The organism is Neobacillus dielmonensis, from assembly GCF_000612665.1.
Taxonomy (GTDB): domain Bacteria; phylum Bacillota; class Bacilli; order Bacillales; family Cytobacillaceae; genus Neobacillus; species Neobacillus dielmonensis.
Genome location: NZ_HG942018.1, coordinates 24,441 through 48,189, shown reverse-complemented (window position 1 = coordinate 48,189; position 23,749 = coordinate 24,441). Strand labels below are relative to the sequence as shown.

The following is a 23,749-nucleotide window of genomic DNA, read 5'->3' as shown; positions in this document are numbered from 1 at the left end:
TTAGTTTTCAAAGAGCAATGCGCCGCTTAAAGCGACCTTGTAATGATAACAAGTTATCAACTGAAAGTCAACAACTTTTTTCTTTTTGCTTTTGCGAAAGACTTAATGTCTCGCAACAACATTTAATACTATAACACCATTATTAGTTTCGTGCAATAGTTTTTTTACTAATCTTTTAAAGTTGGAATTTTCTAATTCTGTGGTATTGATTTATGACTATAATAAATCAACACATTAATGTACATAGAATTAAATACTATATAAAAAGCGCCGAATTAAATCGGCGCTTTTTGAATTAGCGATTACGCATTAGCGGGAATAACAACACATCACGGATTGATGGTGAATTGGTTAATAGCATCACCAAACGGTCAACACCAATTCCTAATCCACCAGTAGGCGGCATTCCATATTCTAATGCCTCAACAAAGTCCTCATCCATCATGTGGGCTTCATCATTGCCTTGTTCGCGTTCTTTTAACTGTGCTTCAAAACGTTCACGTTGGTCGATCGGGTCGTTTAATTCTGTAAACGCATTGGCATGTTCACGGGCAACAATAAATAATTCAAAACGATCGGTAAATCGTGGGTCTTCTTCATTTTTCTTTGCAAGTGGTGAGATTTCTACTGGGTGTCCATAAATAAAGGTTGGCTGTATGAGCTTTTCCTCTACCTTTTGTTCAAAGAATTCATTTACAATATGTCCATATTGCATATGCTCGGTAATCTCTACCCCATTTTCTTTTGCAAGGGTACGTGCTTCTTCAACACTCATTTCCTTCCAGAAGTCAACACCAGTATATTCTTTAATGGCATCAACCATATGAAGTCTCTTCCATTGTGGGGTTAAGTCAACCTCATATTCTCCATATGTGATTTTAGTAGTGCCTAACACTTCTTGAGCAATATGGGCAATTAGATTTTCTGTTAAGCTCATGATATCTCGGAAGTCAGCATAGGCTTCATATAGCTCAATCATTGTGAATTCCGGGTTATGTCGAGTAGACACACCTTCATTTCTGAATACACGTCCGATTTCATAGACCTTTTCTAGGCCTCCGACAATCAATCGTTTTAAATGTAGTTCAATGGCAATCCGCATGAATAGCGGAATATCTAATGCATTATGATGCGTGATGAACGGACGTGCTGCCGCACCCCCGGCGATAGCATGCATCATTGGTGTTTCCACTTCCAGGTACCCGTGGTCATCTAAGTAACGTCGCATAGCTTGAATGATTTTACTGCGGGTAATGAATGTTTCCTTGCTTTCCTGGCTCATGATAAGGTCCAAATAGCGCTGACGATAGCGCTGTTCAATATCTTTCAATCCGTGGAATTTATCAGGCAATGGACGCAGCGCTTTTGTTAGGAAAGTGAATTCTTTCACTTTGATTGAAAGTTCGCCTGTTTTTGTTCTAAAAACCGCTCCTTCAACTCCAACAAGATCACCTAAGTCGACAGAATTAAAAATTTGATAGGCTTCTTCTCCGACTGCATCCTGTCTAACATATATCTGAATTTGTCCTGTTAGGTCTTGGATGTGGGCAAATCCGGCTTTACCTTTTCCGCGCTTTGTCATGATACGTCCAGCAAGACGGACAGAGTCACCTTTTGCCTCAAGCTCCTCAGCTTCCAAATTACCGTATTGTTTCTGCACATCCCTTGCCGTATGAGTACGTTCATACCGTTTACCAAATGGGTCAATACCATTTTCACGCATTGCCGCCATTTTTTCACGTCTGACGATTAATTGGTCATTTAATTCTTCCTGACTCATGTTTTAATCAACTCCAATATTTCTAAATATGTATATCACTAGGTATTCTGCGTGGACATTTTTTCACATACTATATTATTTTACACAAAATCAATTGTTCAGACATCAAAAATGTTCAAATAAATAAAAACTGCCAGTTTTCCACTGGCAGTTTCAATTATGGCTGTATTCATTATAGGAAAAACATCCATCCACTGTCAAATAGCTGTTAATGCAGAGTTTTAACCTACTATTGCCTGATCTTCCTTTGCTTCCATGTCGGCAACTAATTCATTTAAAACACCGACCACCTGTTCACGTGTTTGACATTCGTTGATTGCACTGCGTGCATTTGCATTTCCGCGAATCCCCTTAAGGTACCAAGCGGCATGCTTACGCATTTCCCGTACGGCGATATATTCATCTTTTAGAGCAATCAATCGGTCTAAATGGAGAATGCATACATCCATTTTCTCTCTTACAGACGGATCACCCAACAACCTGCCCGTTTCTAGGTATTGAACCGTCCGATAGATCATCCATGGGTTTCCGAGCGCTGCCCGTCCAATCATGACGCCGTCAACACCTGTTTCATCCAACATTCTTTTTGCATCCTGTGGTGTTTTGACATCTCCATTGCCGATTACTGGAATGCCGACAGATTGCTTCACTTCCCGGATAATATCCCAGTTGGCTGTTCCCTCGTACATTTGAACACGTGTCCGGCCGTGGAGAGCCACAGCCTTTCCACCAGCACGTTCAACAGCTTGGGCATTTCTAACCGCGTAAATATGACCTTCATCCCAACCCATCCGCATTTTAACAGTAACAGGCTTTTCTACTGCATCTACAACAGCAGATACCATTTCATAGATTTTATTTGGGTCTAACAGCCATTTTGCTCCTGCATCACACTTAGTGATTTTAGGAACAGGGCAGCCCATATTGATATCAATAATATCTGCATTTGTATTTTGATCAACGAATTTGGCTGCTTCCACGAGAGTTTCCTTTTCGCCGCCGAAGATTTGCAAACTTAATGGTTTTTCCCGTTCATCAATATAGAGCATATTCATCGTCTTTTCATTCTTTAAAACGATTCCCTTGTCGCTGACCATCTCGGCACAGACTAAACCTGCTCCGAATTCCTTAACAGTCAGACGGAATGCAGAGTTGCAAACCCCAGCCATTGGCGCTAGTACAACGGGATTTTTCATCTCAATATTCCCGATTTTTAGCAATGAATCTTTTCCTCCCATCTTTTATTTAATTGTCTTTAGGTGTTAAATCATCAAGGCTTATATTTAAGCTCGCAGCTATTTTTACTAACAAGTCATTCCCAGGCAGACGGTTTCCTCTTTCAACTTCTCCTAAAATGGAAACTGATACACCTAGTTTTTTTGAAAAGCCTTCTTGGGTATACCCCTTTAGCTTCCGATAGGCTCGGATTCGTCTTCCCCATTTTTCCGCTTCCATATTCGGACTCCTTCTTTAGGTAATCTAGTAGACCATGCTGTAAGTAGTTCTTCATCGAACATACGTAAATCAGGATTTAATTCCAATAATGGCACCATCACAAATGCCCGTTCAAGCATTCGCGGGTGTGGGACTATTAGCTTATCTGTTTTAATATTTTCTTGATTATAGAGAAGAATGTCAAGGTCTACTGTTCTGGGCCCCCATCTTATTTCCCTTTTTCTCCCAAGACTTGTTTCAATCGATAGACACCGATCCAATAATTCAAATGGATTCAGTACAGTAGATACCTTAATCACCATGTTTAAAAATAAATCTTGGTCCTCATAACCAACCGGGTCAGTTTCATAGATTGAGGAGTAATTTACCAACTGAACGTCATGGTTAGCAGTTAATTGGCTGACGGCACTCATCATATTATCATAGCGGTTTCCGACATTTGAGCCAAGTGCAATAAATGCTGCGTTTTCCACATTTATCTCCCCCTTGTAATTTCTACCGCTACAGAATCATAATGTCCTGGTATTGGAGGGTCCGGTTTGATAACTTTAACTGTTGCTTCAACTACCGATTGAAACCGTTCGAGCACACTGGAAGCAATACTTTCAGCCACTGCTTCAACTAGTTTTTTCGGCTTTCCTTCCGTGACTTCCTTACACAGCTGATAAAGCTCACCATAATTTACGGAATAGTTGAGGTTATCCGTTTCACCAGCTCTTTTTAAATCCAAGGAAACAGTTAAGTCCACGATGAACCGCTGGCCTAGGACGGTTTCTTCTGGAAAAACACCATGATAGCCGTAAAATTCCATTCCTGTGACATAGATTTTATCCAATTTATTCACCTTTCCCCATTAACGCATCCATCATTCGCGCCATTCGGCTCATTTCCTTCACATCATGCACTCGAACCAACTGACAACCTTTTTGTATTCCATAACATACCGTGGCACCTGTACCCTCCATCCGTTCATTTACCGGAAGGTCTAGCGTTTCGCCAATTAGTCTCTTGCGGGAAGTAGCCAACAGCACCGGATAACCCAGCATCACCAGCTTGTCCAGGTTCTGCATCATGAGCAGATTTTCCGAATAGTTTTTAGCAAAACCAATGCCGGGATCCAAGATAATGTTCTCATCCTTTACCCCTGCTTTTTTCACTAACGCAATACTTTCATAAAGATCGTTCAAGACGTCCCTGACAAATTGAGTATAATGTGGGTCTTGCCTATTGTGCATTAAGATGATGGGGACTCCAAGTTCAGCGGCAACCCGAGCCATTTTTTCATCTGCCTTGGCTCCCCATATATCATTAATGATGTGGGCACCCGCCATAATTGCCTGTTTAGCCACCTCAGACTTATATGTATCAACAGATAAAGGCACGGGAACATGTTCGGATAGTGCTTCAATCACTGGGACGATTCGTTCAATTTCCTCTTCATCTGAGATTCTCGTATGGCCCGGCCGTGTTGATTCCCCGCCAATATCGATTATATCAGCTCCATCCGCCACCATTTGTTTCGCATGTTCAATCGCTAGGTTGATTTGATTATATCTTCCTCCGTCTGAAAAGGAATCCGGCGTGACATTTAAGATACCCATAATCATCGTTTTCTTTGAATAATCTAAAGCATATGGGCCGCATTGTATTTGTTCTAGTTGAACTTGTTTCATAGTTACCCCCCTATGCAAATTTCATCCCTTTTATCATACAGGAAAACCTATTTCTTTTCATAATTTGTGTATATAAAAAAAGTCCTGGCCATAAGCCAAGACCTTAATCATATTACTCCGCATCATATTGGTATAGTTGTGTACTTAAGTAACGTTCACCATTATCAGGAATGATGGCAAGCACTTTTTTACCTTTACCAAGTTCTTTTGCAACCTTTAATGCTGCGGAAATAGCAGCACCTGAAGATATTCCACCTAGTATGCCTTCTTCTCTTGCTGCACGGCGGGCAGCTTCGAACGCTTCTTCCGTAGAAACTTGAATAACCTCATCGTAAATATTGGTATTAAGTGTATCTGGAACAAATCCAGCACCTAAACCTTGCAATTTGTGCGGACCTGGTTTACCACCTGAAAGTACAGGAGAATCTTTAGGTTCAATTGCATAAATTTTAACATTAGCGAATTTTTCACGAAGAACACTTCCTGCACCGGAAATGGTTCCACCTGTTCCGATTCCAGAAACAAATGCATCAAGGTCATCCATCTGTTCAGCAATCTCTTTACCAGTTGTTCTGCGGTGAACTTCTGGGTTAGCTTCATTTTTGAATTGCTGTGGCATAAAATAGCCGTTTTCAGAAGCCAAGGCTTCAGCTTTAGCAATAGCACCCTTCATCCCTTCAGGACCTGGTGTTAATACAAGCTCTGCACCATAGGCACGCAATAGATTTCGTCTTTCTAAACTCATGGTTTCAGGCATAACGAAAACCGCTTTATATCCTTTAGCAGCTGCAACCATCGCAAGACCAATACCAGTATTCCCACTGGTTGGTTCAATGATCGTACTTTCGCCAGGTTTAATGAGACCTTTTTCCTCAGCTGCTTCAATCATTGCTAAACCGATACGGTCTTTTACACTGCTGCCAGGGTTAAAATACTCGAGCTTTAAATAAACATCTGCACTGTTTTCATCTACTATTCTGTTTAACTTCACAATTGGTGTTTGACCGATTAATTCGGTAACTGAATTTGCTACACGAACCATAATGGCACCTCTATTCCGAGTAATTTTATTGGATTTATATAAAATGTATCAGCTTACCCCTTGTATTGTCAATCAATTTGTATCAGGATTCCTAAATAATTTGAAATTTTTGGGGCCTGTCCCCCATTACGTTAATACAATACAGCAATGGGGGACAGGCCCCATAAATAAAACACAGAAGGGTTCTCTGTGTTTTATTGTTCTTGTTTTGTGTTGCCGTAAAACCAATCTACTTTGGCGGCTTCCCAGAGCGGCTCTGCTGATGCAGGGGTATTCATTTGTTCTAAGGCGATTTGCCGGCGGATTTGGTTTTTAACTTCTTTAAATGAATAGGTTTTGCCGCTGATTTTCCCTTCTAGTTTTACGATCGCATAGCCCTGGTCAGTTTTAATCGGTCCGCCATAAGCACCTTTTTTGAGTTTTTTTGCGGTTGTGATATAGCTGGAAGGGTAAAGCTCATCTTCACTTGTAATATATCCAATGTTTCCACCCTCATTCGCCGAAAATTCATCAATGGATCGCTCCATGGCTAATGCTTGGAAACTTGAACCTTGTTTTAATTCCTTTAAAGTCTTTTCTGCCTCTTGCTTCGTTTTTACCACAATATGTGACAAACGGTATGCTTCCGGAACATTATACAAATCTTTATTTTTCTCATAATAATTTTTTATCTCTTTTTCAGAGACGATTGCATCTTTGGTCAGTATTTCTTCTAGTAGCAAACTATTTTTGATTTGTTCCTTCCACTTTTTCTCTGAAGGGAAATTTTTTTGGTTAAAAGAGTTATTTGTAGCCTGAAGCAGCCGATATTCCCGGTCAACTTCTGAATCAGCAGCCTTTATGTGATATTTGTCCGCCAATTCTTGAACCACCTTCTGGTCCACCATTTCCTTTAATACATCTTTTCCATATCTCGTTTCGAGCTCGTGAAGCCAATCCTGCCGTGTTATTTCTTGAGACCCTATGGTTGCGACAGTCTCACTGCCGCCAGAAGCTTCTGTGTCCCTTGAAAGAAAATAGGCAACGGTCAAACAATTGAGCATCAAAAGCCCGGCAATTACCAACCAAAGCTGCTTCTTCCCCAATTTCTTTCTCCTCCACCGAAAAAGGTTATTTTGCCTGTTGCTTAAGTTCTTCAAGTTCCTCTTTTGTAAACAAGTATTTTTCATTGCAGAAATGACAGTGAGCTTCTGCCTGCCCATCCTCTTCGATCATGGCTGTAATTTCGGAGGCTCCGAGGCCGATAATGGCATCTGCAAACCGCTCTTTTGAACAGGTACATTGAAAATGGACCGGCATTGTCTCAATAATTTTGACATTTTCTTTATCAAATAATCTCTCTAATATTTGTTCTGGAGACAATCCCTGTTCAATTAATTTCGAGACCGGTGGAATGGTGTTTAGTCTTTCTTCTAATTTCGTGATCACCTCATCATCGGTACCCGGCATGATTTGTAAAATAAATCCGCCTGCCGCCAAAATCGTATCATCTGGGTTGACCAGTACGCCGACACCAACCGAAGATGGAGTTTGCTCAGATACGGCAAAGTAATAGGTAAAATCTTCTCCTAACTCACCTGATACAATCGGCACCTGGCCAGAAAAGAAATCACGAAGCCCAATATCTTTCACAACTGCCAATAAGCCATCCGTCCCAACCGCGCGGCGGACATCGAGCTTGCCGTGTTCATTGTGCTCAAAATCGACCTGTGGATTGCCAACATAACCTCGGACTTCACCTTTGGCATTACTGTCTACAATAATTGCCCCCAGTGGCCCGCCTCCATTGATTTTTACAGTGAGCTTGTCATCACCCTTTAACATCGCCCCCATCATAACCCCTGCGGTCATCGTGCGGCCAAGTGCTGCGGATGCGGTCCGCCATGTTTGGTGGCGCCGCTGTGCCTCGCTCACAGTCTCTGTTGTACACACAGCATATGCTCGGATGCTTCCATCAAATGCAAGTGCCTTTACTAAATAATCTTTCATTCTTATACCCCTTTCTCGCTGCCATTTCTTATAGTATCCATGTTCCGGGTATAGATAAGCTGTAAACCTTTTAAAGTTAAGAATGGGTCGACAATATCAATTACGGTTGATTCCTGGGCAATAAGGTTTGATAAGCCGCCTGTAGCAATGACGGTCGGCTTCTTTTTACTTTGATCAATCATCCGTTTTACAATTCCCTCAACTTGTCCTACATACCCATACACAATACCCGCCTGCATGGCTGATACCGTATTCTTGCCAATTACCCCTTCAGGGCGTGCGATCTCAATTCTCGGTAATTTTGCTGCTCGCGAGTATAGTGCCTCCGTGGAAATCCCGATTCCTGGAGCAATCGCACCTCCCATATATTGGCGCTCTTCATTGATATAGCAATAAGTAGTCGCCGTTCCAAAGTCGACAATGATCAACGGGCTGCCGTATTCATGAATGGCAGCCACCGCATTGACAATTCGGTCTGCCCCGACCTCTTTTGGATTATCATATTTTATGTTTAATCCCGTTTTAATACCTGGGCCAACAACCAGCGGTTTAATTTGAAAATATTTCTGGCACATTCTTTCTAAGGCAAACATAATCGGCGGAACAACGGAGGATATAATAATGCCGTTAATATCTGAAAAGCTTAAGCCTGAAAAATCAAATAATGCTTTGACATTCATGCCAAACTCATCTTCCGTCCGGTGACGGTTTGTTTCAATTCGCCAATGATATTTCAAATGATCACCATCATAAACCCCAAGAACAATATTGGTATTTCCCACATCAATTACAAAGATCACATCTATCACTCACTTTAACGAAATATTCTTTTCACATGGCAACATAATACCATAATATAAGTGCAGATGAAAAAAAAGAGTGCTTCTTTACGAAGCACCCAGATTGATTATTTATAATCGATATCCTCAGGAGGAAGGTCCAAAATAGATTTTTCTTCTTCATCCTTTTTCTTAATTGTAACCTTTACATCTTCGTCCTTTTTCATGCTAATCTTAACGGTTTCAAGCTCAGCAGGATTTTCTGGCAAGCGACCATTGTCGACGAGATAACGGATTTGCTCTGCATTTAATGTTTCCACTTCTAGAAGTGTCTTCGCAATCAAATCGAGCTTTTCACGGTTTTCAATAAGAATCTTTTTACATCTTTCGTAAGATTCTTTGATGATCCGTTGAATTTCAAGATCAATTTCATAAGCAATCGCATCGGAATAGTTTTGCTCGTTATGCAAGTCGCGGCCTAAAAATACCTGGCCACCTTGATTTTGACCAAACTGAAGTGGTCCAAGTTTTTCACTCATTCCAAATTCAGTAACCATTCTGCGGGCAATACCTGTGGCACGCTGGAAGTCATTATGAGCACCGGTACTTACTTCACCGAATACAATTTCCTCCGCCACACGGCCTCCCAATAGACCAACAATCTTATCAAGTAATTCCGGCTTAGTCATAAAATAACGGTCTTCTCTTGGAAGCATTACCGCATAACCGCCAGCCTGACCACGCGGTACAATTGTAACTTTATGTACCATATCCGCTTCATCTAAAATAAGGCCAATTACGGTATGACCGCCTTCATGGAAAGCAACAATTCTCCGTTCTTTCTCGGAAATGACCCGGCTCTTTTTAGCAGGACCAGCAATGACACGGTCTGTTGCTTCATCAATATCAACCATATCAATTTTCTTCTTATTTTGTCTTGCGGCAACTAACGCTGCTTCATTCAAAAGGTTTTCCAAGTCAGCGCCTGAGAAGCCTGGTGTACGCATTGCAATATTTTTTAGGTTGACGGATTCATCTAAAGGTTTATTGCGGGCATGTACTCTAAGTACTGCCTCACGGCCATTTACATCCGGACGGTCGACAGTAATCTGACGGTCAAAACGTCCTGGGCGTAATAGCGCTGGGTCTAAAATATCTGGACGGTTAGTTGCTGCAATAATAATAATCCCTTCATTGGCTCCGAACCCATCCATCTCAACTAACAATTGGTTCAAGGTTTGCTCCCTCTCATCATGGCCGCCGCCTAAACCGGCACCACGTTGACGCCCAACAGCATCAATTTCATCTATAAAGATAATACACGGAGCATTTTTCTTGGCATTTTCAAATAAATCACGAACACGGGATGCACCGACCCCGACAAACATTTCAACGAAGTCTGAACCGCTAATAGAGAAGAACGGAACACCTGCCTCACCGGCAACTGCACGGGCAAGCAAGGTTTTACCTGTTCCTGGAGGTCCAACAAGCAAGACCCCTTTTGGAATCCGTGCTCCTAATTCTGAGAACTTGCGTGGGTCTTTTAAGAACTCAACAACCTCTACCAATTCAGCCTTTTCCTCGTCTGCACCGGCTACATCTCTAAAACGAACCTTCTTCTTGTCGTCGTTATAGAGTTTTGCTTTTGATTTACCAAAGTTCATGACTCGGCTGCCGCCACCTTGAGCTTGGTTCATCAAGAAGAAAAATAATATAAAGATTATCACAAACGGAATAATGGAAGTGAAGAATGTAACCCAGCCGCTTGTTTCCTTTGCAGGCATTACTTCGACTTTTGAATCCGACTGGTTAATACGATCAATGATTTGTTCGCTGTTTGGGATATACGTAATAAACTTTTTACCATTGTCGACTTCTTTATCAAGTTGGCCACGGACTTCAAAAACGCCCCTTTCTGGCTGCATGGAGAATGAAGCGACTTCATTATTTTCCAAATGAGCAATGAACTCGTCATATTTTATATGATCGGTTGGTTCATTACTTCCGTTAAAGAAACTTACGACACCAATAATGACTAAAAATATCAATAAATAAAAGATGGTATTACGGAAAATCCGATTCATCTCTTACCTCCTCCCACTTAAACAAACTATACTAAATAGTATCATAGAAAATCTTGCTAATTCAAGGAATTGCTCTTACAAACAGCAGGATTTTGTACACCCTTTCACCGGAATAATAAACCGCCTGTCTATAGGTATGGCTTAAATATTATTGCTGTATACTTCCGGCTTCAAAACCCCAATATATGGAAGGTTTCGATACTTTTCCATATAATCCAGCCCATAACCTACTACAAACTCGTCAGGTACGTTAAAACCGACGTAATCTGCTTTAATTTTGCTCTTTCTTCCTGTAGGTTTATCTAACAATGTGACAATTTTAATTGATTTCGCTTTTCTGTAACGGAATAAATCCACCAAATAGCTTAAGGTTAAACCGCTGTCGATGATGTCCTCAATGATTAAAATGTCTCTTCCCTCTACAGAGGTATCTAAGTCTTTGAGGATTTTTACCTCTCCTGTGGAAACCATGGAGTTTCCGTAGCTGGATACATCCATAAAGTCCATTTCCAAATAACAATCCATCCGTTTTAATAAATCCGCCATGAAAGGCATTGCCCCTTTAAGGACACCAATAGCAAGCGGGAAGCGATCGTTATACTCTTCCGTTAATTGAGCGGCCAACTCCTTTATTTTTTGTTGTATTTCTTCTTCAGATACTAAAACCTTTTCAATGTCCTGGTTCATCATAAAGTGTCCCCCTAGAAGTTCATTCCTTCTCATATGTAAGTTGTATATGTGGTAGTGAAGTTGTTTCCATTCCTTCATATGAAGACTTTTTCAAGCCTGGAAGCCAAAGAATGCAGTTATCTCTGTCAGTAATGACAGGCCATGTATTTCGGTCTTCAAGCGGAATCTTTTGGTCAATAAAGATATCTTTCAACTTTTTTGACCCTTTCATTCCTTTTAGCGTCATCCGGTCCCCATTTTTTCGGGTCCGAATAATTAAAGGCCATTTAACAAGGTCTGCATCAAACAATGCTGTATGAATATGATTGGCGGGATGTATTTGATTTCCCATAATAATATTAATTCGAAATCCATTCGGCAGAATGACCGAACCAGGCTCTGCAATTTCAACATAGTACTCCTTAGAGCTGGGTTTGAAAAACTGGAAGATCAATTCATTATACGAACGATTGACTGTTAGCCCCTTGGGAAAATCTAGTTTTCCTGATGGCCCACCATGCTGGATTAAGTAAAATACATCATCAATATGTACAGCAGATAGAATATCTGCAGATTCTTTGTAAAGATAGTTTAATATTAGTTGAATCCCTCGCCTTTGTAAAGGAGAAGGCATTGCAGAAAAACGTTCTATATCAATGGTCATTTGCTGTTCTGTTCTGTTTTTCATTACTTTATTCATTTGTTGGACAGTTAATTCCTGAAGATATTTTTCATCAGCTTGCAAATCCTCACTGAACCGTTGAAAATGTTCATGGGCCTGCGGATTTTCTTTCTTTAAGAATGGAATAATCTGATGGCGGAAACGATTCCTAGTATACACAGTTTCCAAATTGGTTTGGTCAATCCTAGGAGCCAAGCCATGCCGCTCACAATAATCCTCTATTTCCGCTTTGGTTAAACATAAAAACGGACGGAAAAGCATACCGCCGGCGAACGGACGAGAGAAGGGAATTCCTGCCCGTGCCATTCCTGTACTGCCCCTAGTCAAACGCATCAAAACGGTTTCCATTTGATCATCGCCATGATGGCCAAGTGCTAAATAGGTGCAGTCATACTTTTCCATCACTTGTTGATAAAATTGATAACGCACCTCCCTTGCTGCCGTTTCGGCACTTTTTCCTTCCGTCTCCATGATTTGCGGAACATTTACTTGAGTCATTTCGAAGGCAACACCAAATTCAACACAAAACTTCTGAACAAATAAAGCATCATCAAAAGACTCCTGCCCGCGGAACATGTGGTCCACGTGAGCCGCTACAATAGTAAGATTCGATTTCTCCCTTTGTTTAATCAAATAATGCAGAAGTGCCAAAGAATCTGGCCCTCCTGATACACCGACTACCACTTTTCTGTTTTCAAGAGCAAATAAATGGCGCCTAAGAAAAGCCTTGACCTTTGTTTCTAGCATTTATGATGCACTCTTTCTGATAAAATTTTCAAACACCCTTCTACCTTGCTAAAACTCATTAATCCTTGAGGGGGCGATCCTTTTTGTTGGTTTCTTTATATACGATTTAGGTGAAGATAGGTTTCACTTTTCAAACAAAATAAGTTGCAAAAATTTGAGATGATCCGGCTGCCAAAGAAGGATTACAGTTCTAAAAAGTTCGAAGAGTGCTTGTGCTTTCTTAAAGTAATTTCATAAAGATGTATCCACCATATAAAGCCCCTAAAATAGCTGCGATAATAAAAAATTCCTTCCAGCTGCTTTTCTTCTTTTTCTTGCGGTAGGTTTGTCTGCTAAGAGGCTGCTTCGCTACATTGGTCTGCTTCTTTTTCTGGTTTCCTTGTGTGTATTGAGTGCTGGATTTGTTCCCGCTTTGTTGGAAACTGCCTCCACCTGAAGGTTTCGGCTGGGCAGCCACAGTCTGATTGGTGACAATTTCCAACAAATCATCTCGCATCTGTTTCGCAGATGGATAATACCCTTCCAACGCACGTAAAATTAACTTTTCATACGGCAAAAGTTCTTGCTTCTGCTTAATAGCGGCCTTTAACTGTGCCATCCCCCCGGTTTGTTTAGTAAATCGATTCGGGTAGGCAGTATTAATCATAATCATGGCACAAGCAAATAAATCATAGGTTGGTTCGGCTTTTCGCGACCCAAGCCCCCAGTAGCCGCGGTCATAAAACTCGGTAAACTCCTTTATTGCCCTGCCTTGAATAGTCGTCCCTCCCACATCGATACATCTTACTGCAGGTGGAGGACCTGTTACAATTAAATTTTCCGGCTTTAGGTCACCGAATACCCAACCGTTATCGTGAAGCTGTGCCAAATCATTTAACAGCTGTAAAAATACAACAGGCATCCATGACTTTCCTTTTTGCAGCAAAAAGGAAAGCAAATCGGGGCCCTGGATATATTCCATTACATAAAAGGAAACCTTAGTGCCGCCGGTTTGCCAATCATCCACATCAAGCAAAGAAGGCCCAAGGGATGTTCCCTGGACCTTTGCAAAGGATTTTAGTACGTTTACCTCCGATGTGATTGACATACTATTATCACTCATTTTCAATGCGGCATGACGACTGCCGTACTTTACAAGGTAGACCACCCCATTGGCTCCATATCCAAGTTCCTTAAGAATAGTATACTGGTTATTATGCCACTTCCCAACAACAGCTGTACCAGGCTGGACCTTATACCGACTCTTCAAAGAATGATTCATCATCATCTGACAGCAGGCTCCTTAAACTTCGCTTTTCACTAAATGATGACAGAGCGGCTCGAATGGCCGGACCTGTTGGTGTGATTCCGCCTGTCGTTAGTTTTGAGAAGATACTTGTCAAAGATTGTAGATTTGGCGTCCAGTCCAACAACCTTTCGACATCATTTCTTTTCCCGGGAAATGCATAAACAGAGAATTGATTTCCTCCCGTTCTGGCATTTAGACTAAGGGAGAGATCTAATAGCGCCTCTTTTACAGTCGGAAGCTTATGTTTCATGCTGGCACTCGTATCGACAAGAACCAACACCTCTAATTCGACAGTTTCCCCTAATTCATCAACAACTTCCATTACTTCTCCCCGCTTTTCAGGCGGAAGGTCCTCCATTGATTGCGAACGGCCAAGTATTTGCTGTAATTCACGATTGACGACACCCTGAATCGTCTGATTCATGGCTTTTCGGGTCACCATCTGAACCGTCTGTGACAACTGCTGAGCATAGACGATCTGGCTGACTCCGCCCCCTGACATCGCAATCCCTTCGATTTCAGTCATTCCTTTTTCATCTATAACATCATGTTCCATGACTCCAATGACATTAACTGTTATCCCTTGTTCCTTGGCGAGTGCAGCCATCGCTATCGGGTCTTCACCTTGATTGGAACAGCCATCAGTTATTAATAGAATTTGCCTTATTTTCCCAGTATGCATACCTTTCTCCCTCCACATCAAGTATTGTTACCATTTTCGACGGAATGAAGGGTATTTATACATAAGCAAACTCCAATTGGGTAAAATAAGTCCTTATGCCCTGCGTTTGACCCTTTGCACAGGGATACTCGCCCATTTAGGGGTATTATGCTTGATTTTCGCCACCATGACCGTCATATCATCATGGATTACATCTGATCTAGACCTTATGACCTCCTCTAATATTAAATCTGCCACTTCCTGTGGGTCGTCCGTTTCTAATTCGAGCAGTTTGCGTTTCATCCATAAATCATAGTTTTCTACATGTTTGGGTCCCTCAAATACCCCATCACTCATCATGATTAATATATCGCCAGCTTTTAGCTGCTCACTCACCACATCAACCTCAAACTCCTGAAGAATCCCCATCGGCAGATTGCTGGCAGAAATCTTAATAATTTTCTTTCCTCGTTTAATAAAACTGGGAGTTGATCCAATTTTGAGGAATTTGGCTGCGGCATTTTTTAAGTCAATCATGGCTAAGTCCAGTGTAGAAAAAATCTCATCTGTTGTGCGTAATGAGAGGATAGAATTAACGGATTTAATCGCAATTTTTTCTTCAATTCCGGTTTGGAGAATTTTTTGCAATAGCAGTAAAGTCTCTTCACTTTCATAATGGGCCCGCTCCCCATTACCCATGCCGTCACTAATCGCAATGGCGAACTTGCCAAAGCCCAACTCAATCGTGGAATGACTGTCACCCGATACCAATCCGCCATCCTTTGCCGCATGGGCAACACCCGTCTCTACCACATAGGCCTTTGAAGAACGGAAAACAGCATGGCAAAAGCCATTTGGATATTTAGCACAGTCTTCATGTTTAACAATGATATTTTCTCCCACAATATCTGAAAGCATGGGAGCAATTAATTTTTCACAGACGCCGCGCCCATGGCAAAACGGAACTGCCATTTCAATATCTACATTGCCTGGTTCCAAACTATAAATCTCTACATTTTCAATATGAACACCAAAACCTTGGAGAGCTTCCATGACCTGTTCTTCCTGCTTATAGTAATTTTCCCGTTCCCGCTGAATTTCCTCTGCAAAATTATTCATGACCTCTGATACGCCAAGCAGTTGGTCGGCTACTAGTTTTCTGCTTTCTTGCACCTTTTTCTTCAGCTTTTGGTTAGCTTGATAGAAGGTCAGTTCTGTTCCAATCGTATCATATACCTTTTTCGGTCTTGAACAGATTTTCTCCCATTCTCTCGTCAATTTTAGGGAAATATTCCCGTCATTGCGGTCCATTTCATGAATAATTTCTTCCATACAAGCATAGGTTGTATGGAAATTCTTTGCCCAGCATTGTTCTTTTTTAAAACAGGTTTGGCACGTTCGCTCGGTTACATGACTCATAAAGTAATCCATTTCCCGTTCAGATTCATTTTCCACAGGTTCATTGTCTAGTTGGGTAAAACTCATGGATAATGCATGAAACACATTCGAAAATTGCGAAACCCGCTGCGCGGTAACGTCTCGCATTTTCCGCATGAATTTTTGCTGCTCCGCAGTGTACTCAGGGGTTCCTGGTATATATTTTGCTAAACGAGCAGTTAAAGCCTGAGGTGTTAGGAGAAATAAAAGGATGGATGCTGCTGATTCCAAAATTGCCATCTTTAAGGAACCGCCGCCTTCACCGTACATTCCAATCAACAAGGTGGCGATAAATAATCCTATGGATACACCTATTTTTCTCCCTTCCTTCATCAGCCCTCCTAATACTCCTGAGAAAGCCAACAAGCTCATGTGGTAAAAATTAGACACACTTGCCAGACTGAAGATGAGTCCTGTAACGACTCCTACCGTCGAGCCAATCGTGGCACCGGCAATAAATGAAAACACTAGCACTAAATAACGGGACATAATATGTTCGAGTGAAAGCCCATAAATCTTCCAGCCAATCGTACCTGTTAGAATGGATGCTAGTAGAATAATTAAACAAACTATTTCTTCTGTCTTCAGTAATTGTCTGCGCTTATGGAACGTAAGTAAGGGCAGGCTTTGCAGGAAAATCATCGTCAGGATAAAAGCAAGACTTGCCTGGACGCCAGCCATCATTCCATCATATAGCGTTAATTGCTCTGACAAGAAAAAGGTTTCCGCCAATTTACCTAATCCTAGTATGATTCCTGTTAAATATGGCAGCGCCCTCATTTCACTAACCAGCCACTTTTTGCTGATTTGATAAACTAGCATAAAACCGAAGCAAACGATAAACGTAAACGCAGCATTTGCAAGAGATAGAGTAATAGCACCCGAAATTAATCCGATCAAGGCAAGCGGTGCCTTATCTCTTTTAATCAGATAGACAGAAGCAAAAAAGGGCAGACTAAATGGAGTTAATTTTGCTAGAATCAAGGCCCGTCCAAGCAAAAACCCAACCATTAACAACAGGACCCCTTTTTTTATAAAAAAAGTTTCCAGCATCCATTGAACTTTTTTGATTATTCTACTGATATCGGGCTTCGATGATTGAAGATTAACATCGCCAATTGGTTCAATCAGACTTTGCTCTACCTTTTCCATGTTCTCACTCCCTATCATTCACTTGTTGAAAACTATTATAAATTCGCTAGATTTAAAAGTTTGTCAAATTAGTGAACAGAGGGGTGAAAATCGTTCGACTGATTCCACTATATTTATTCAAATAATAGTAACTATCCCGAATTGCCGTCGATTGTTTCAATTTATATTGGCATGTTTTAAACTATTTTGTATAATTACAGACAAAATTTTATCTAAATAATAAATCCATCAAAGCCACTAGAGGCTCATATTATTGCGAAAAACAAATAAGACAAGTCATGAAGACTTGTCTTTATCTATTAAAACCAAGTAATCCTTGCGTTATCCAAATAAAAAATAAGCAGCAAGTTAACCCCGTCTAGCACCTCTTCCGCCGCGTTTGGACTCCGTATTTCTCTTCAAGGAAGATAAACGATCTTCACTGTCTTTTAAGAAACGGGCCATTTTCGATTCGAAAGTTTCTGGCTTATTATTATTACGGTCATTTGCCCTTCCTTGACGCGGACGCTGTGAGTGAGAATGTCTTCTTTCAGGTTCTGGTCTATCCTTTGCTTTCTTAATGGATAGTCCAATCTTTCCATCCTTCTCCACATTGAGGACTTTCACTTCTACTTGATCACCAACTTTTAAATGATCGTTGATGTCCTTTACATAATTGTCCGCAACTTCACTAATGTGGACGAGACCTGTTGAACCATCCGGCAGCTCCACAAACGCTCCAAAATTAGTAATACCTGTTACCTTTCCTTGTAACTTGCTGCCTACTTCAATTGACATAAAAAAATTGCTCCTCCTTAGAAATATAAAAAATCATACATACTATATATTATACAGAATGGGAAAATTGAGTGTCAATAATACGGCTATTTGGTTGATTTTTCCTTCTTCTCGTCCGGAATATTAAAGATAATTTCATTTTGATCAGAGAAAAAGTATTCCTTTCTGGCAAGCTTCGCGATATAATCGTCATCATTTAATTTAACGATGTTTTCTTTTAAGATCGCCTGCTGCTTTTTCAGATTAGAAAGTTCATGATCCAGCTTTGCCTTTTGTGCAACCTTTGCTTCAAGTTTAGCACTTTGGGAAAGATAACTGGAAATCATCAAGTACGAAAGTACGCTGGCAAACACAAAAAACAGGGAAAGCCTTCTCATTAACAGCTTTCTTTTTCTGGCTGAGGCAATTTCCGCATATTCCTGCTGCTTGGCATAGGCTGTCTCCATTTTGGATACAGTTCGTCGTTCAGCTCCCATTTATCCTTAATCCTTCCTGCTATTTTTTCCGCTTCCATTTTCCCAGAAACTTAGTTATATAATTCCCGATTTCCTTAAAATTTCCTGCCGTTTTATTATATAACTTCTCGACGGATTTTTTAAGTCCTTTCGGCAAAAGTTTCCAAAAAAATAACAATATCATGCGAATTACTTTTAATAAAAGTTTTGTAATCCATAATACTATCTTCCAAATAAGATTGACAAGGGATAAGAGTCCCCTGCCAATGGATAGAAGGATAAGGATAATCAATTGAATAAGTCCGGTAATGGGTTTATAGATCAGCAGAATGAATGTATCACGCAGGAAGCGGGAAATAGAAAAAACAGTTGAAATCAACATTTCCAAAAGCCGCAGATAAATGCCTTTGAATATGCTTTGATAGGCCGCAAAACCGCAAAGCAGTGCAATAAAAATATAAAACCGCAGTTCGCCGTTATTGACTAAAAATAAGGCATAAAAAATGAGCAGGGCTTGGATTGTCCAAAAAAGTAAATCGTTGAGGAAGACAATCCAAGTCCTTCTTTTCGGCCGTTTTAAGAACCGATGATACGTATCGAGCAAAGCTCCAAATAAAGAGCCCATTCCAATCATAGAAATCATTGTTAAAAATTGTGTAGAAAGGCTCATCGGAACAACTTGCTAAAGAATCCTTTAGCCTTCTCCCCATGATTTTCATCCAAATAAACTAAATCATATACCTTCCCTTTAATGGAAACAATGCCTTTTTCCACATCAAGGTTCTTCATTTGCAGATTTTGCCCTTTAATGGCTAAAAACCCCATCGATGTTTCAAGCAGAAACTCTTCGTTATCAAAGCTTTCTACTTGCTTCACACCGGTAATATCAAGAAGTTTTCTTCCTCTCATGATGACGTCATGGTCTGGAATACTACTTTTCGTTGAATTGGTTTCGTAATATTGACTCATTCCTCATCCCTCACAATCATTTGTACAACCATTCTGTACATACTATGTAAAAAACAAGGAATTTAGAACCTATCGATTATTGTTCCTCTTGGTAGTTTAAGCGTTCCTCTTTTATTACTGTATACATTTCAGCGGCTTCTTCTTTGCGGGTAGTTTCTTGAATCCGCTCAATGCGAACCGTGATTCTCCTTTGTCCCAAGCGTAAAGTCAGTTCATCTCCCACTTTTACTGTCGAACTGGCTTTGGCTTCCTTCCCGTTAATTTCAATTCTCCCTTGGTCAGAGACTTCTTTTGCCAAAGTTCTTCGCTTTATCAGTCTGGAAACCTTTAAAAATTTATCTAAACGCATCGCTTTCCCTCCACAATCTAAAGACCTGTAAGTTTTGCTTCATCCCAGAGGCGGTCTAGCTCTTCAAGTGTAAAATCCTTAAAAGGTCTACCGCTCTTGTTGACTTTCTCCTCAATATAACGAAACCGGCGGATAAATTTCTGATTAGCCGCAAATAGAGATTCTTCTGGATTCATATCTAAAAATCTGGCAACATTGACGAAGGCAAACAGCAAATCGCCATACTCCAGACGCGCCTTGGTTAATCCCGCGTCTGTGCCGTCTAATTCAGCGATAAACTCCTTGAGCTCTTCTTTCACTTTCTCCAATGCAGGGCCAATTTCCTGCCAGTCGAACCCGACCTTCGCTGCTTTCTTTTGCAATTCATAAGCCTGGAGCAAATTAGGCAAGGCCAGCGAGACGCCATCAAGAATCGATTCCGGTGGTGCATCCCCTTTTTCCTGCCGCTTGATCTCCTGCCAGTTTTGCACCACTTCTTCTGCGCTGTCAGCCTTTCCTTCCCCAAAAACGTGAGGATGCCTGCGGACCATTTTGGCCGAAATACCTTCGATCACATCATCAATTGTAAAAAACCCTTCATCCTCGCCAATTTGCGCGTGAAGCATCACTTGCAATAACACATCGCCAAGCTCTTCCACTAAATGGTCAATATCCCCGCTGTCAATGGCATCAATGACTTCATAACTCTCTTCAATTAGGTATTTCTTCAATGATTCATGTGTTTGCTTCTTGTCCCAAGGACAGCCATTTGGGCCGCGCAATATCGCAATGATTTCCCGAAACTTTGCGAAGTTTTTCCATAAGGTAGATTCTACCTTTACCGGCGGCACATAAACAGAGGTGAGATTGTTTACGGACATGTTTCGGTCCAATTCATATAGTGGAACCTTTTGGATGATTTCATTTTCACTGCCTGCTGCTGTGACAATGACCACTTCATAATCATCAGGGTATTTTTCCATCAACACCAGCTTTACGTCAGATGCGACAAATTGATCATATACCTGGCTAATGATGATATGTTGATCCATTTGCAACTGATTAGAAGAAATGCTCGTTCCATCCAGTAATTGAAATCCCTCAATGGGATCGACCTTCACAGAAGCAAATAAGGCATCTATAAAACTTTGTCCACCGCCAACTTTAATCTCAATTCCCTGCTTTGGTGCTTCTTCCAATAAAATCTGTACTGTTCGTTCTGCAACCAGCGGATGTCCTGGTACTGCATAAATGACATTTTCCGAGTTTGCTTGGTCTAGCAAAGTTTTGACAATTTCCTGATAAACAGCCTCAAATTGTTCATTTTTTTTATACACTTCATCAAAAGAACGGTAGTTCATTCCTTCCTGCTGTAAAGCACTGACTACCGGATGTTCCTTCGTGCGCAAATAGACTAACTCCGTATTGATTAGCTTTCGATAAACACCTAGAGGCAGTTGTTCAAGCTCTCCAGCGCCCAACCCTACAATTTCAATAGTTTTTACCATGATTAACTTCGATCCTTTCGAGCCATAAGATGAATAAGTTTACTCCCAAAAGGGAACAATCCAAGTTCCTCCTCCAGAAATACCTTTCTTCTAATAATGATAAACATAAACAGGATCCCGCCCAAGAACACAGCCGTTAATGATTCAAAAGCAGCACCAGTCCGGCCCCATTCCTTTAATCCTGCCCATTCCTCCAAGGTGTACAAATATCCTTTTAGAAATAACAGCATGAGGATGGCGGCTGTCAACACGGTCAAAAAATATCCCGCTGTTAAAAGCCTTATGTTTAACGACCTCTTTAATCGCAGCCATAAAAGAACAGTAATGATTCCAAGAGATAGCAGCGAAGATATAGCTGCTCCTTCAGTATGTAAAACGGGAATCAGCAGCTGGTTCAGCCCATATTTCAATGGGAACAGTGCGGTTATCGCCGCTGCTGGATAGAAGAGATTTCCTAACCCCTGCATAATGGCGACGATGGTTAAAATAATCGATGTAAAAAAGATGATAAAGCTTAATAATCCAAGTACAGAAGAACCTGATTCATTTTCAAACAGCATAATATTAACTGGCCGGATAATCGCCCACAGACCGACTGATGCACCCGCACCAATGACTACACTCACCTTCACGGCCAATCTGACTTTATGCTGCAGAAATTGCAGTTTCTCCGCCAATCTCTCTCGGGTAATTAACGGAACCAATGTCAATGACATGGAGGTGGCGGCTACCGTTCCTAACTGTATCAATGGCTGTCCCCGATCAAACACCCCTTTTAAGCTCTTGGCTGTATCAGGGGCTATTCCGTTTGAAGACAATAGAGAGTATAGATTAAGTGAGTCTGCCAATTGTAAAAAAATCATTAACATCCCGCTCAGACAAATGGCTAATCCCTGAAACGTAAGTGTTTTTAAGATGTGTTTTCCATCTTGAAGAGTTTCATTCCACTTTCTCAGTTGAGGGGTCAATAGTTTCCATTCTTTACGTTTCCTTAGAAACATAAACAAAATAATCCCGGCAACGACACTTCCGGTAAAGGATCCAAACATGGCTCCGCCGCCGATCAGATACAAAGAGACATGTCTTTGCATTAACAGATAGGATAAGCCTAGAATCGTTAACACTCGAACAGCCTGCTCCGCCACTTGCGATAGAGCAGTTGGAATCATGTCACCCCTGCCTTGATAATACCCTCTTAAAACTGAAACAAATGGCACGGTCAAAAAAACAACTGACACAACCCTTAGTAAAACCGCCAAATGGCTGTCATGCATCCAAACAGCAATCATTCCAGCCCCAAAATAAAAAATAGTAAAACAGATTAGTCCAAACAACTGGATATAAAAAAGCGAGAGAACCATAAGCAGCCGAGTTTTATCTTCATTGCCAGATCCCCCAGTTCCAAAAACGACGTGGAAAGCACAACCGCCATTCCATAGAACGGATAAATTTGCTGGTATATGTAAAAACCTATATCCCCTACAATATTTTGAAACGGGATTCGGTAAATCGCACTAAAAATTTTCGTGATCATGGCCGCAGCCGTTAATATAAACGCTCCCCTGACTAACGCCTTTGATGGGTTCACAGACTTCACCTGCCGATCAATACATCAAGGAGTATATTATAACATTAAAAAAGGCAGCGCCGGCTGCCCTTTTAAGTAAATATGCATAGAATCTATTGCTCCATTTGTCTAGCAAGAAATCCTGCAGCGGTTTCTACTGCCTTTTGTTCCACTTCACCCAAAGTTCCTTCTTTTGAAAAAATAATGACGGCGCCAATTGGGTCGCCATTAGCAATGATTGGTCCAATCGTATAGGAGGTGACCGTTTCTTCATTGCTTTCCACTAAGGCAACTTCCCCTTGAGAAGTAATAAGAACCGAGTTTCGGTCCTCCATTGTTTTTTCCACTAAATCACTAATATTTTTATTTAAGTAATCTTTTTTAGATCCGCCTGCTACAGCAATATAGGCATCACGATCGCAAATTAAGACAGGATTTCCGAGGCTGTCAAATAGGGCTTCCGCATATTCCTTGGCAAAATCGCTTAATTCGCTGATTGGTGAATATTTTTTAAGAATAACTTCCCCATCGCGGTCAACAAAGATCTCCAATGGATCTCCTTCGCGGATACGCAGCGTTCTACGTATTTCTTTAGGGATTACAACACGACCCAAATCATCGATTCGACGAACTATTCCAGTTGCTTTCATCCAATGTTGCCTCACTTTCATCTGATGATTTTTTCAACATGGTAATGGAAGATAATC

At 41.0% G+C, this 23,749-nt stretch carries 25 protein-coding genes; all 25 read right to left on the bottom strand.

Going from position 1 to position 23,749, the window contains the following annotated elements:
• Positions 1 to 295: 295 nt before the first annotated feature.
• Positions 296 to 1,780 carry a lysine--tRNA ligase gene (lysS, locus tag BN2425_RS00380; protein ID WP_042453879.1) on the bottom strand — a complete coding sequence of 495 codons (1,485 nt, stop codon included), beginning with the start codon at positions 1,778 to 1,780 and terminating at the stop codon, positions 296 to 298.
• A gap of 221 nt (positions 1,781 to 2,001) precedes the next feature.
• Complete coding sequence (gene dusB / locus BN2425_RS00375; protein ID WP_042453877.1) at positions 2,002 to 3,000, bottom strand: tRNA dihydrouridine synthase DusB; 999 nt, start codon at positions 2,998 to 3,000, stop codon at positions 2,002 to 2,004.
• 25 nt (positions 3,001 to 3,025) lie between these two features.
• Complete coding sequence (locus BN2425_RS00370; protein WP_042453875.1) at positions 3,026 to 3,235, bottom strand: helix-turn-helix domain-containing protein; 210 nt, start codon at positions 3,233 to 3,235, stop codon at positions 3,026 to 3,028.
• Entirely contained in the window at positions 3,187 to 3,708 is a 522-nt protein-coding gene (folK, locus tag BN2425_RS00365) for a 2-amino-4-hydroxy-6-hydroxymethyldihydropteridine diphosphokinase (RefSeq protein WP_042453873.1), read from the bottom strand. Before folK ends, BN2425_RS00370 begins: the two co-directional genes overlap by 49 nt.
• A 2-nt stretch (positions 3,709 to 3,710) precedes the next feature.
• On the bottom strand, positions 3,711 to 4,070 hold the full coding sequence (gene folB / locus BN2425_RS00360) for a dihydroneopterin aldolase (RefSeq protein WP_042453871.1): 360 nt from the start codon (positions 4,068 to 4,070) through the stop codon (positions 3,711 to 3,713).
• A gap of 1 nt (position 4,071) precedes the next feature.
• A complete protein-coding gene (folP, locus tag BN2425_RS00355) occupies positions 4,072 to 4,908 on the bottom strand; it encodes a dihydropteroate synthase (RefSeq protein ID WP_042453868.1) in 837 nt (278 codons plus the stop codon).
• 112 nt (positions 4,909 to 5,020) lie between these two features.
• Positions 5,021 to 5,950, bottom strand: a complete 930-nt coding sequence (gene cysK, locus BN2425_RS00350) for a cysteine synthase A (protein ID WP_042453866.1) — start codon at positions 5,948 to 5,950, stop codon at positions 5,021 to 5,023.
• 194 nt (positions 5,951 to 6,144) lie between these two features.
• Positions 6,145 to 7,035: a peptidyl-prolyl cis-trans isomerase gene (locus tag BN2425_RS00345; RefSeq protein ID WP_042453864.1), complete on the bottom strand. Its 891-nt coding sequence runs from the start codon at positions 7,033 to 7,035 to the stop codon at positions 6,145 to 6,147.
• A gap of 25 nt (positions 7,036 to 7,060) precedes the next feature.
• Entirely contained in the window at positions 7,061 to 7,939 is an 879-nt protein-coding gene (gene hslO, locus BN2425_RS00340; RefSeq protein ID WP_042453861.1) for an Hsp33 family molecular chaperone HslO, read from the bottom strand.
• Positions 7,940 to 7,941: 2 nt separating this feature from the next.
• Entirely contained in the window at positions 7,942 to 8,739 is a 798-nt protein-coding gene (locus BN2425_RS00335) for a type III pantothenate kinase (RefSeq protein ID WP_042453858.1), read from the bottom strand.
• 107 nt (positions 8,740 to 8,846) lie between these two features.
• The gene (ftsH, locus tag BN2425_RS00330; protein WP_042453856.1) at positions 8,847 to 10,802 is read right to left on the bottom strand and encodes an ATP-dependent zinc metalloprotease FtsH; all 1,956 of its coding nucleotides are present in this window, start codon (positions 10,800 to 10,802) and stop codon (positions 8,847 to 8,849) included.
• 141 nt (positions 10,803 to 10,943) lie between these two features.
• Complete coding sequence (gene hpt / locus BN2425_RS00325; RefSeq protein ID WP_454557338.1) at positions 10,944 to 11,489, bottom strand: hypoxanthine phosphoribosyltransferase; 546 nt, start codon at positions 11,487 to 11,489, stop codon at positions 10,944 to 10,946.
• 22 nt (positions 11,490 to 11,511) lie between these two features.
• Positions 11,512 to 12,900 (bottom strand): tRNA lysidine(34) synthetase TilS, encoded by a 1,389-nt coding sequence (gene tilS / locus BN2425_RS00320; protein ID WP_042453852.1) that lies wholly within the window; start codon positions 12,898 to 12,900, stop codon positions 11,512 to 11,514.
• 220 nt (positions 12,901 to 13,120) lie between these two features.
• Positions 13,121 to 14,164 (bottom strand): protein kinase domain-containing protein, encoded by a 1,044-nt coding sequence (locus BN2425_RS00315; protein WP_042453887.1) that lies wholly within the window; start codon positions 14,162 to 14,164, stop codon positions 13,121 to 13,123.
• Positions 14,133 to 14,870 carry a vWA domain-containing protein gene (locus BN2425_RS00310; protein WP_042453850.1) on the bottom strand — a complete coding sequence of 246 codons (738 nt, stop codon included), beginning with the start codon at positions 14,868 to 14,870 and terminating at the stop codon, positions 14,133 to 14,135. The genes BN2425_RS00315 and BN2425_RS00310 overlap by 32 nt, the downstream gene beginning before the upstream one ends.
• A 93-nt stretch (positions 14,871 to 14,963) precedes the next feature.
• Positions 14,964 to 17,438, bottom strand: a complete 2,475-nt coding sequence (gene spoIIE, locus BN2425_RS00305) for a stage II sporulation protein E (protein WP_042453849.1) — start codon at positions 17,436 to 17,438, stop codon at positions 14,964 to 14,966.
• A 348-nt stretch (positions 17,439 to 17,786) separates the two neighbouring features.
• Positions 17,787 to 18,215, bottom strand: a complete 429-nt coding sequence (locus tag BN2425_RS00300) for a S1 domain-containing RNA-binding protein (RefSeq protein WP_042453847.1) — start codon at positions 18,213 to 18,215, stop codon at positions 17,787 to 17,789.
• An 86-nt stretch (positions 18,216 to 18,301) separates the two neighbouring features.
• Entirely contained in the window at positions 18,302 to 18,691 is a 390-nt protein-coding gene (locus BN2425_RS00295) for an FtsB family cell division protein (protein ID WP_042453845.1), read from the bottom strand.
• A gap of 19 nt (positions 18,692 to 18,710) precedes the next feature.
• Positions 18,711 to 19,340, bottom strand: coding sequence for a spore cortex biosynthesis protein YabQ (gene yabQ / locus BN2425_RS00290; protein ID WP_042453843.1), 630 nt, complete (start codon positions 19,338 to 19,340; stop codon positions 18,711 to 18,713).
• Positions 19,337 to 19,639, bottom strand: coding sequence for a sporulation protein YabP (yabP, locus tag BN2425_RS00285; RefSeq protein ID WP_042453842.1), 303 nt, complete (start codon positions 19,637 to 19,639; stop codon positions 19,337 to 19,339). Before yabP ends, yabQ begins: the two co-directional genes overlap by 4 nt.
• Positions 19,640 to 19,715: 76 nt before the next feature.
• On the bottom strand, positions 19,716 to 19,988 hold the full coding sequence (locus tag BN2425_RS00280) for an RNA-binding S4 domain-containing protein (RefSeq protein WP_042453839.1): 273 nt from the start codon (positions 19,986 to 19,988) through the stop codon (positions 19,716 to 19,718).
• Between the two features lie 17 nt (positions 19,989 to 20,005).
• Positions 20,006 to 21,475 carry a bifunctional methyltransferase/pyrophosphohydrolase YabN gene (locus BN2425_RS00275; protein WP_042453837.1) on the bottom strand — a complete coding sequence of 490 codons (1,470 nt, stop codon included), beginning with the start codon at positions 21,473 to 21,475 and terminating at the stop codon, positions 20,006 to 20,008.
• A gap of 2 nt (positions 21,476 to 21,477) precedes the next feature.
• Entirely contained in the window at positions 21,478 to 22,836 is a 1,359-nt protein-coding gene (locus BN2425_RS23270; protein ID WP_052352734.1) for a polysaccharide biosynthesis protein, read from the bottom strand.
• Positions 22,797 to 23,063 carry an oligosaccharide flippase family protein gene (locus tag BN2425_RS23265; RefSeq protein WP_052352733.1) on the bottom strand — a complete coding sequence of 89 codons (267 nt, stop codon included), beginning with the start codon at positions 23,061 to 23,063 and terminating at the stop codon, positions 22,797 to 22,799. The genes BN2425_RS23270 and BN2425_RS23265 overlap by 40 nt, the downstream gene beginning before the upstream one ends.
• A 92-nt stretch (positions 23,064 to 23,155) precedes the next feature.
• Positions 23,156 to 23,692: a stage V sporulation protein T gene (gene spoVT, locus BN2425_RS00265; protein ID WP_042453835.1), complete on the bottom strand. Its 537-nt coding sequence runs from the start codon at positions 23,690 to 23,692 to the stop codon at positions 23,156 to 23,158.
• Positions 23,693 to 23,749: the final 57 nt, after the last annotated feature.

What these genes read in the sequence shown, in the direction of transcription:
- cysK (WP_042453866.1), bottom strand. Translation starts at nt 5,950, where the DNA reads ATGGTTCGTGTAGCAAATTCAGTTACCGAATTAATCGGTCAAACACCA.
- BN2425_RS00370 (WP_042453875.1), bottom strand. Translation starts at nt 3,235, where the DNA reads ATGGAAGCGGAAAAATGGGGAAGACGAATCCGAGCCTATCGGAAGCTA.
- spoVT (WP_042453835.1), bottom strand. Translation starts at nt 23,692, where the DNA reads ATGAAAGCAACTGGAATAGTTCGTCGAATCGATGATTTGGGTCGTGTT.
- hslO (WP_042453861.1), bottom strand. Translation starts at nt 7,939, where the DNA reads ATGAAAGATTATTTAGTAAAGGCACTTGCATTTGATGGAAGCATCCGA.
- BN2425_RS00295 (WP_042453845.1), bottom strand. Translation starts at nt 18,691, where the DNA reads ATGGGAGCTGAACGACGAACTGTATCCAAAATGGAGACAGCCTATGCC.
- hpt (WP_454557338.1), bottom strand. Translation starts at nt 11,489, where the DNA reads ATGAACCAGGACATTGAAAAGGTTTTAGTATCTGAAGAAGAAATACAA.
- spoIIE (WP_042453849.1), bottom strand. Translation starts at nt 17,438, where the DNA reads ATGGAAAAGGTAGAGCAAAGTCTGATTGAACCAATTGGCGATGTTAAT.
- BN2425_RS00315 (WP_042453887.1), bottom strand. Translation starts at nt 14,164, where the DNA reads ATGATGAATCATTCTTTGAAGAGTCGGTATAAGGTCCAGCCTGGTACA.
- tilS (WP_042453852.1), bottom strand. Translation starts at nt 12,900, where the DNA reads ATGCTAGAAACAAAGGTCAAGGCTTTTCTTAGGCGCCATTTATTTGCT.
- ftsH (WP_042453856.1), bottom strand. Translation starts at nt 10,802, where the DNA reads ATGAATCGGATTTTCCGTAATACCATCTTTTATTTATTGATATTTTTA.
- lysS (WP_042453879.1), bottom strand. Translation starts at nt 1,780, where the DNA reads ATGAGTCAGGAAGAATTAAATGACCAATTAATCGTCAGACGTGAAAAA.
- BN2425_RS00300 (WP_042453847.1), bottom strand. Translation starts at nt 18,215, where the DNA reads ATGTCAATTGAAGTAGGCAGCAAGTTACAAGGAAAGGTAACAGGTATT.
- folP (WP_042453868.1), bottom strand. Translation starts at nt 4,908, where the DNA reads ATGAAACAAGTTCAACTAGAACAAATACAATGCGGCCCATATGCTTTA.
- BN2425_RS00275 (WP_042453837.1), bottom strand. Translation starts at nt 21,475, where the DNA reads ATGGTAAAAACTATTGAAATTGTAGGGTTGGGCGCTGGAGAGCTTGAA.
- yabQ (WP_042453843.1), bottom strand. Translation starts at nt 19,340, where the DNA reads ATGAGCCTTTCTACACAATTTTTAACAATGATTTCTATGATTGGAATG.
- BN2425_RS00280 (WP_042453839.1), bottom strand. Translation starts at nt 19,988, where the DNA reads ATGCGTTTAGATAAATTTTTAAAGGTTTCCAGACTGATAAAGCGAAGA.
- yabP (WP_042453842.1), bottom strand. Translation starts at nt 19,639, where the DNA reads ATGAGTCAATATTACGAAACCAATTCAACGAAAAGTAGTATTCCAGAC.
- BN2425_RS23270 (WP_052352734.1), bottom strand. Translation starts at nt 22,836, where the DNA reads ATGGTTCTCTCGCTTTTTTATATCCAGTTGTTTGGACTAATCTGTTTT.
- BN2425_RS00310 (WP_042453850.1), bottom strand. Translation starts at nt 14,870, where the DNA reads ATGCATACTGGGAAAATAAGGCAAATTCTATTAATAACTGATGGCTGT.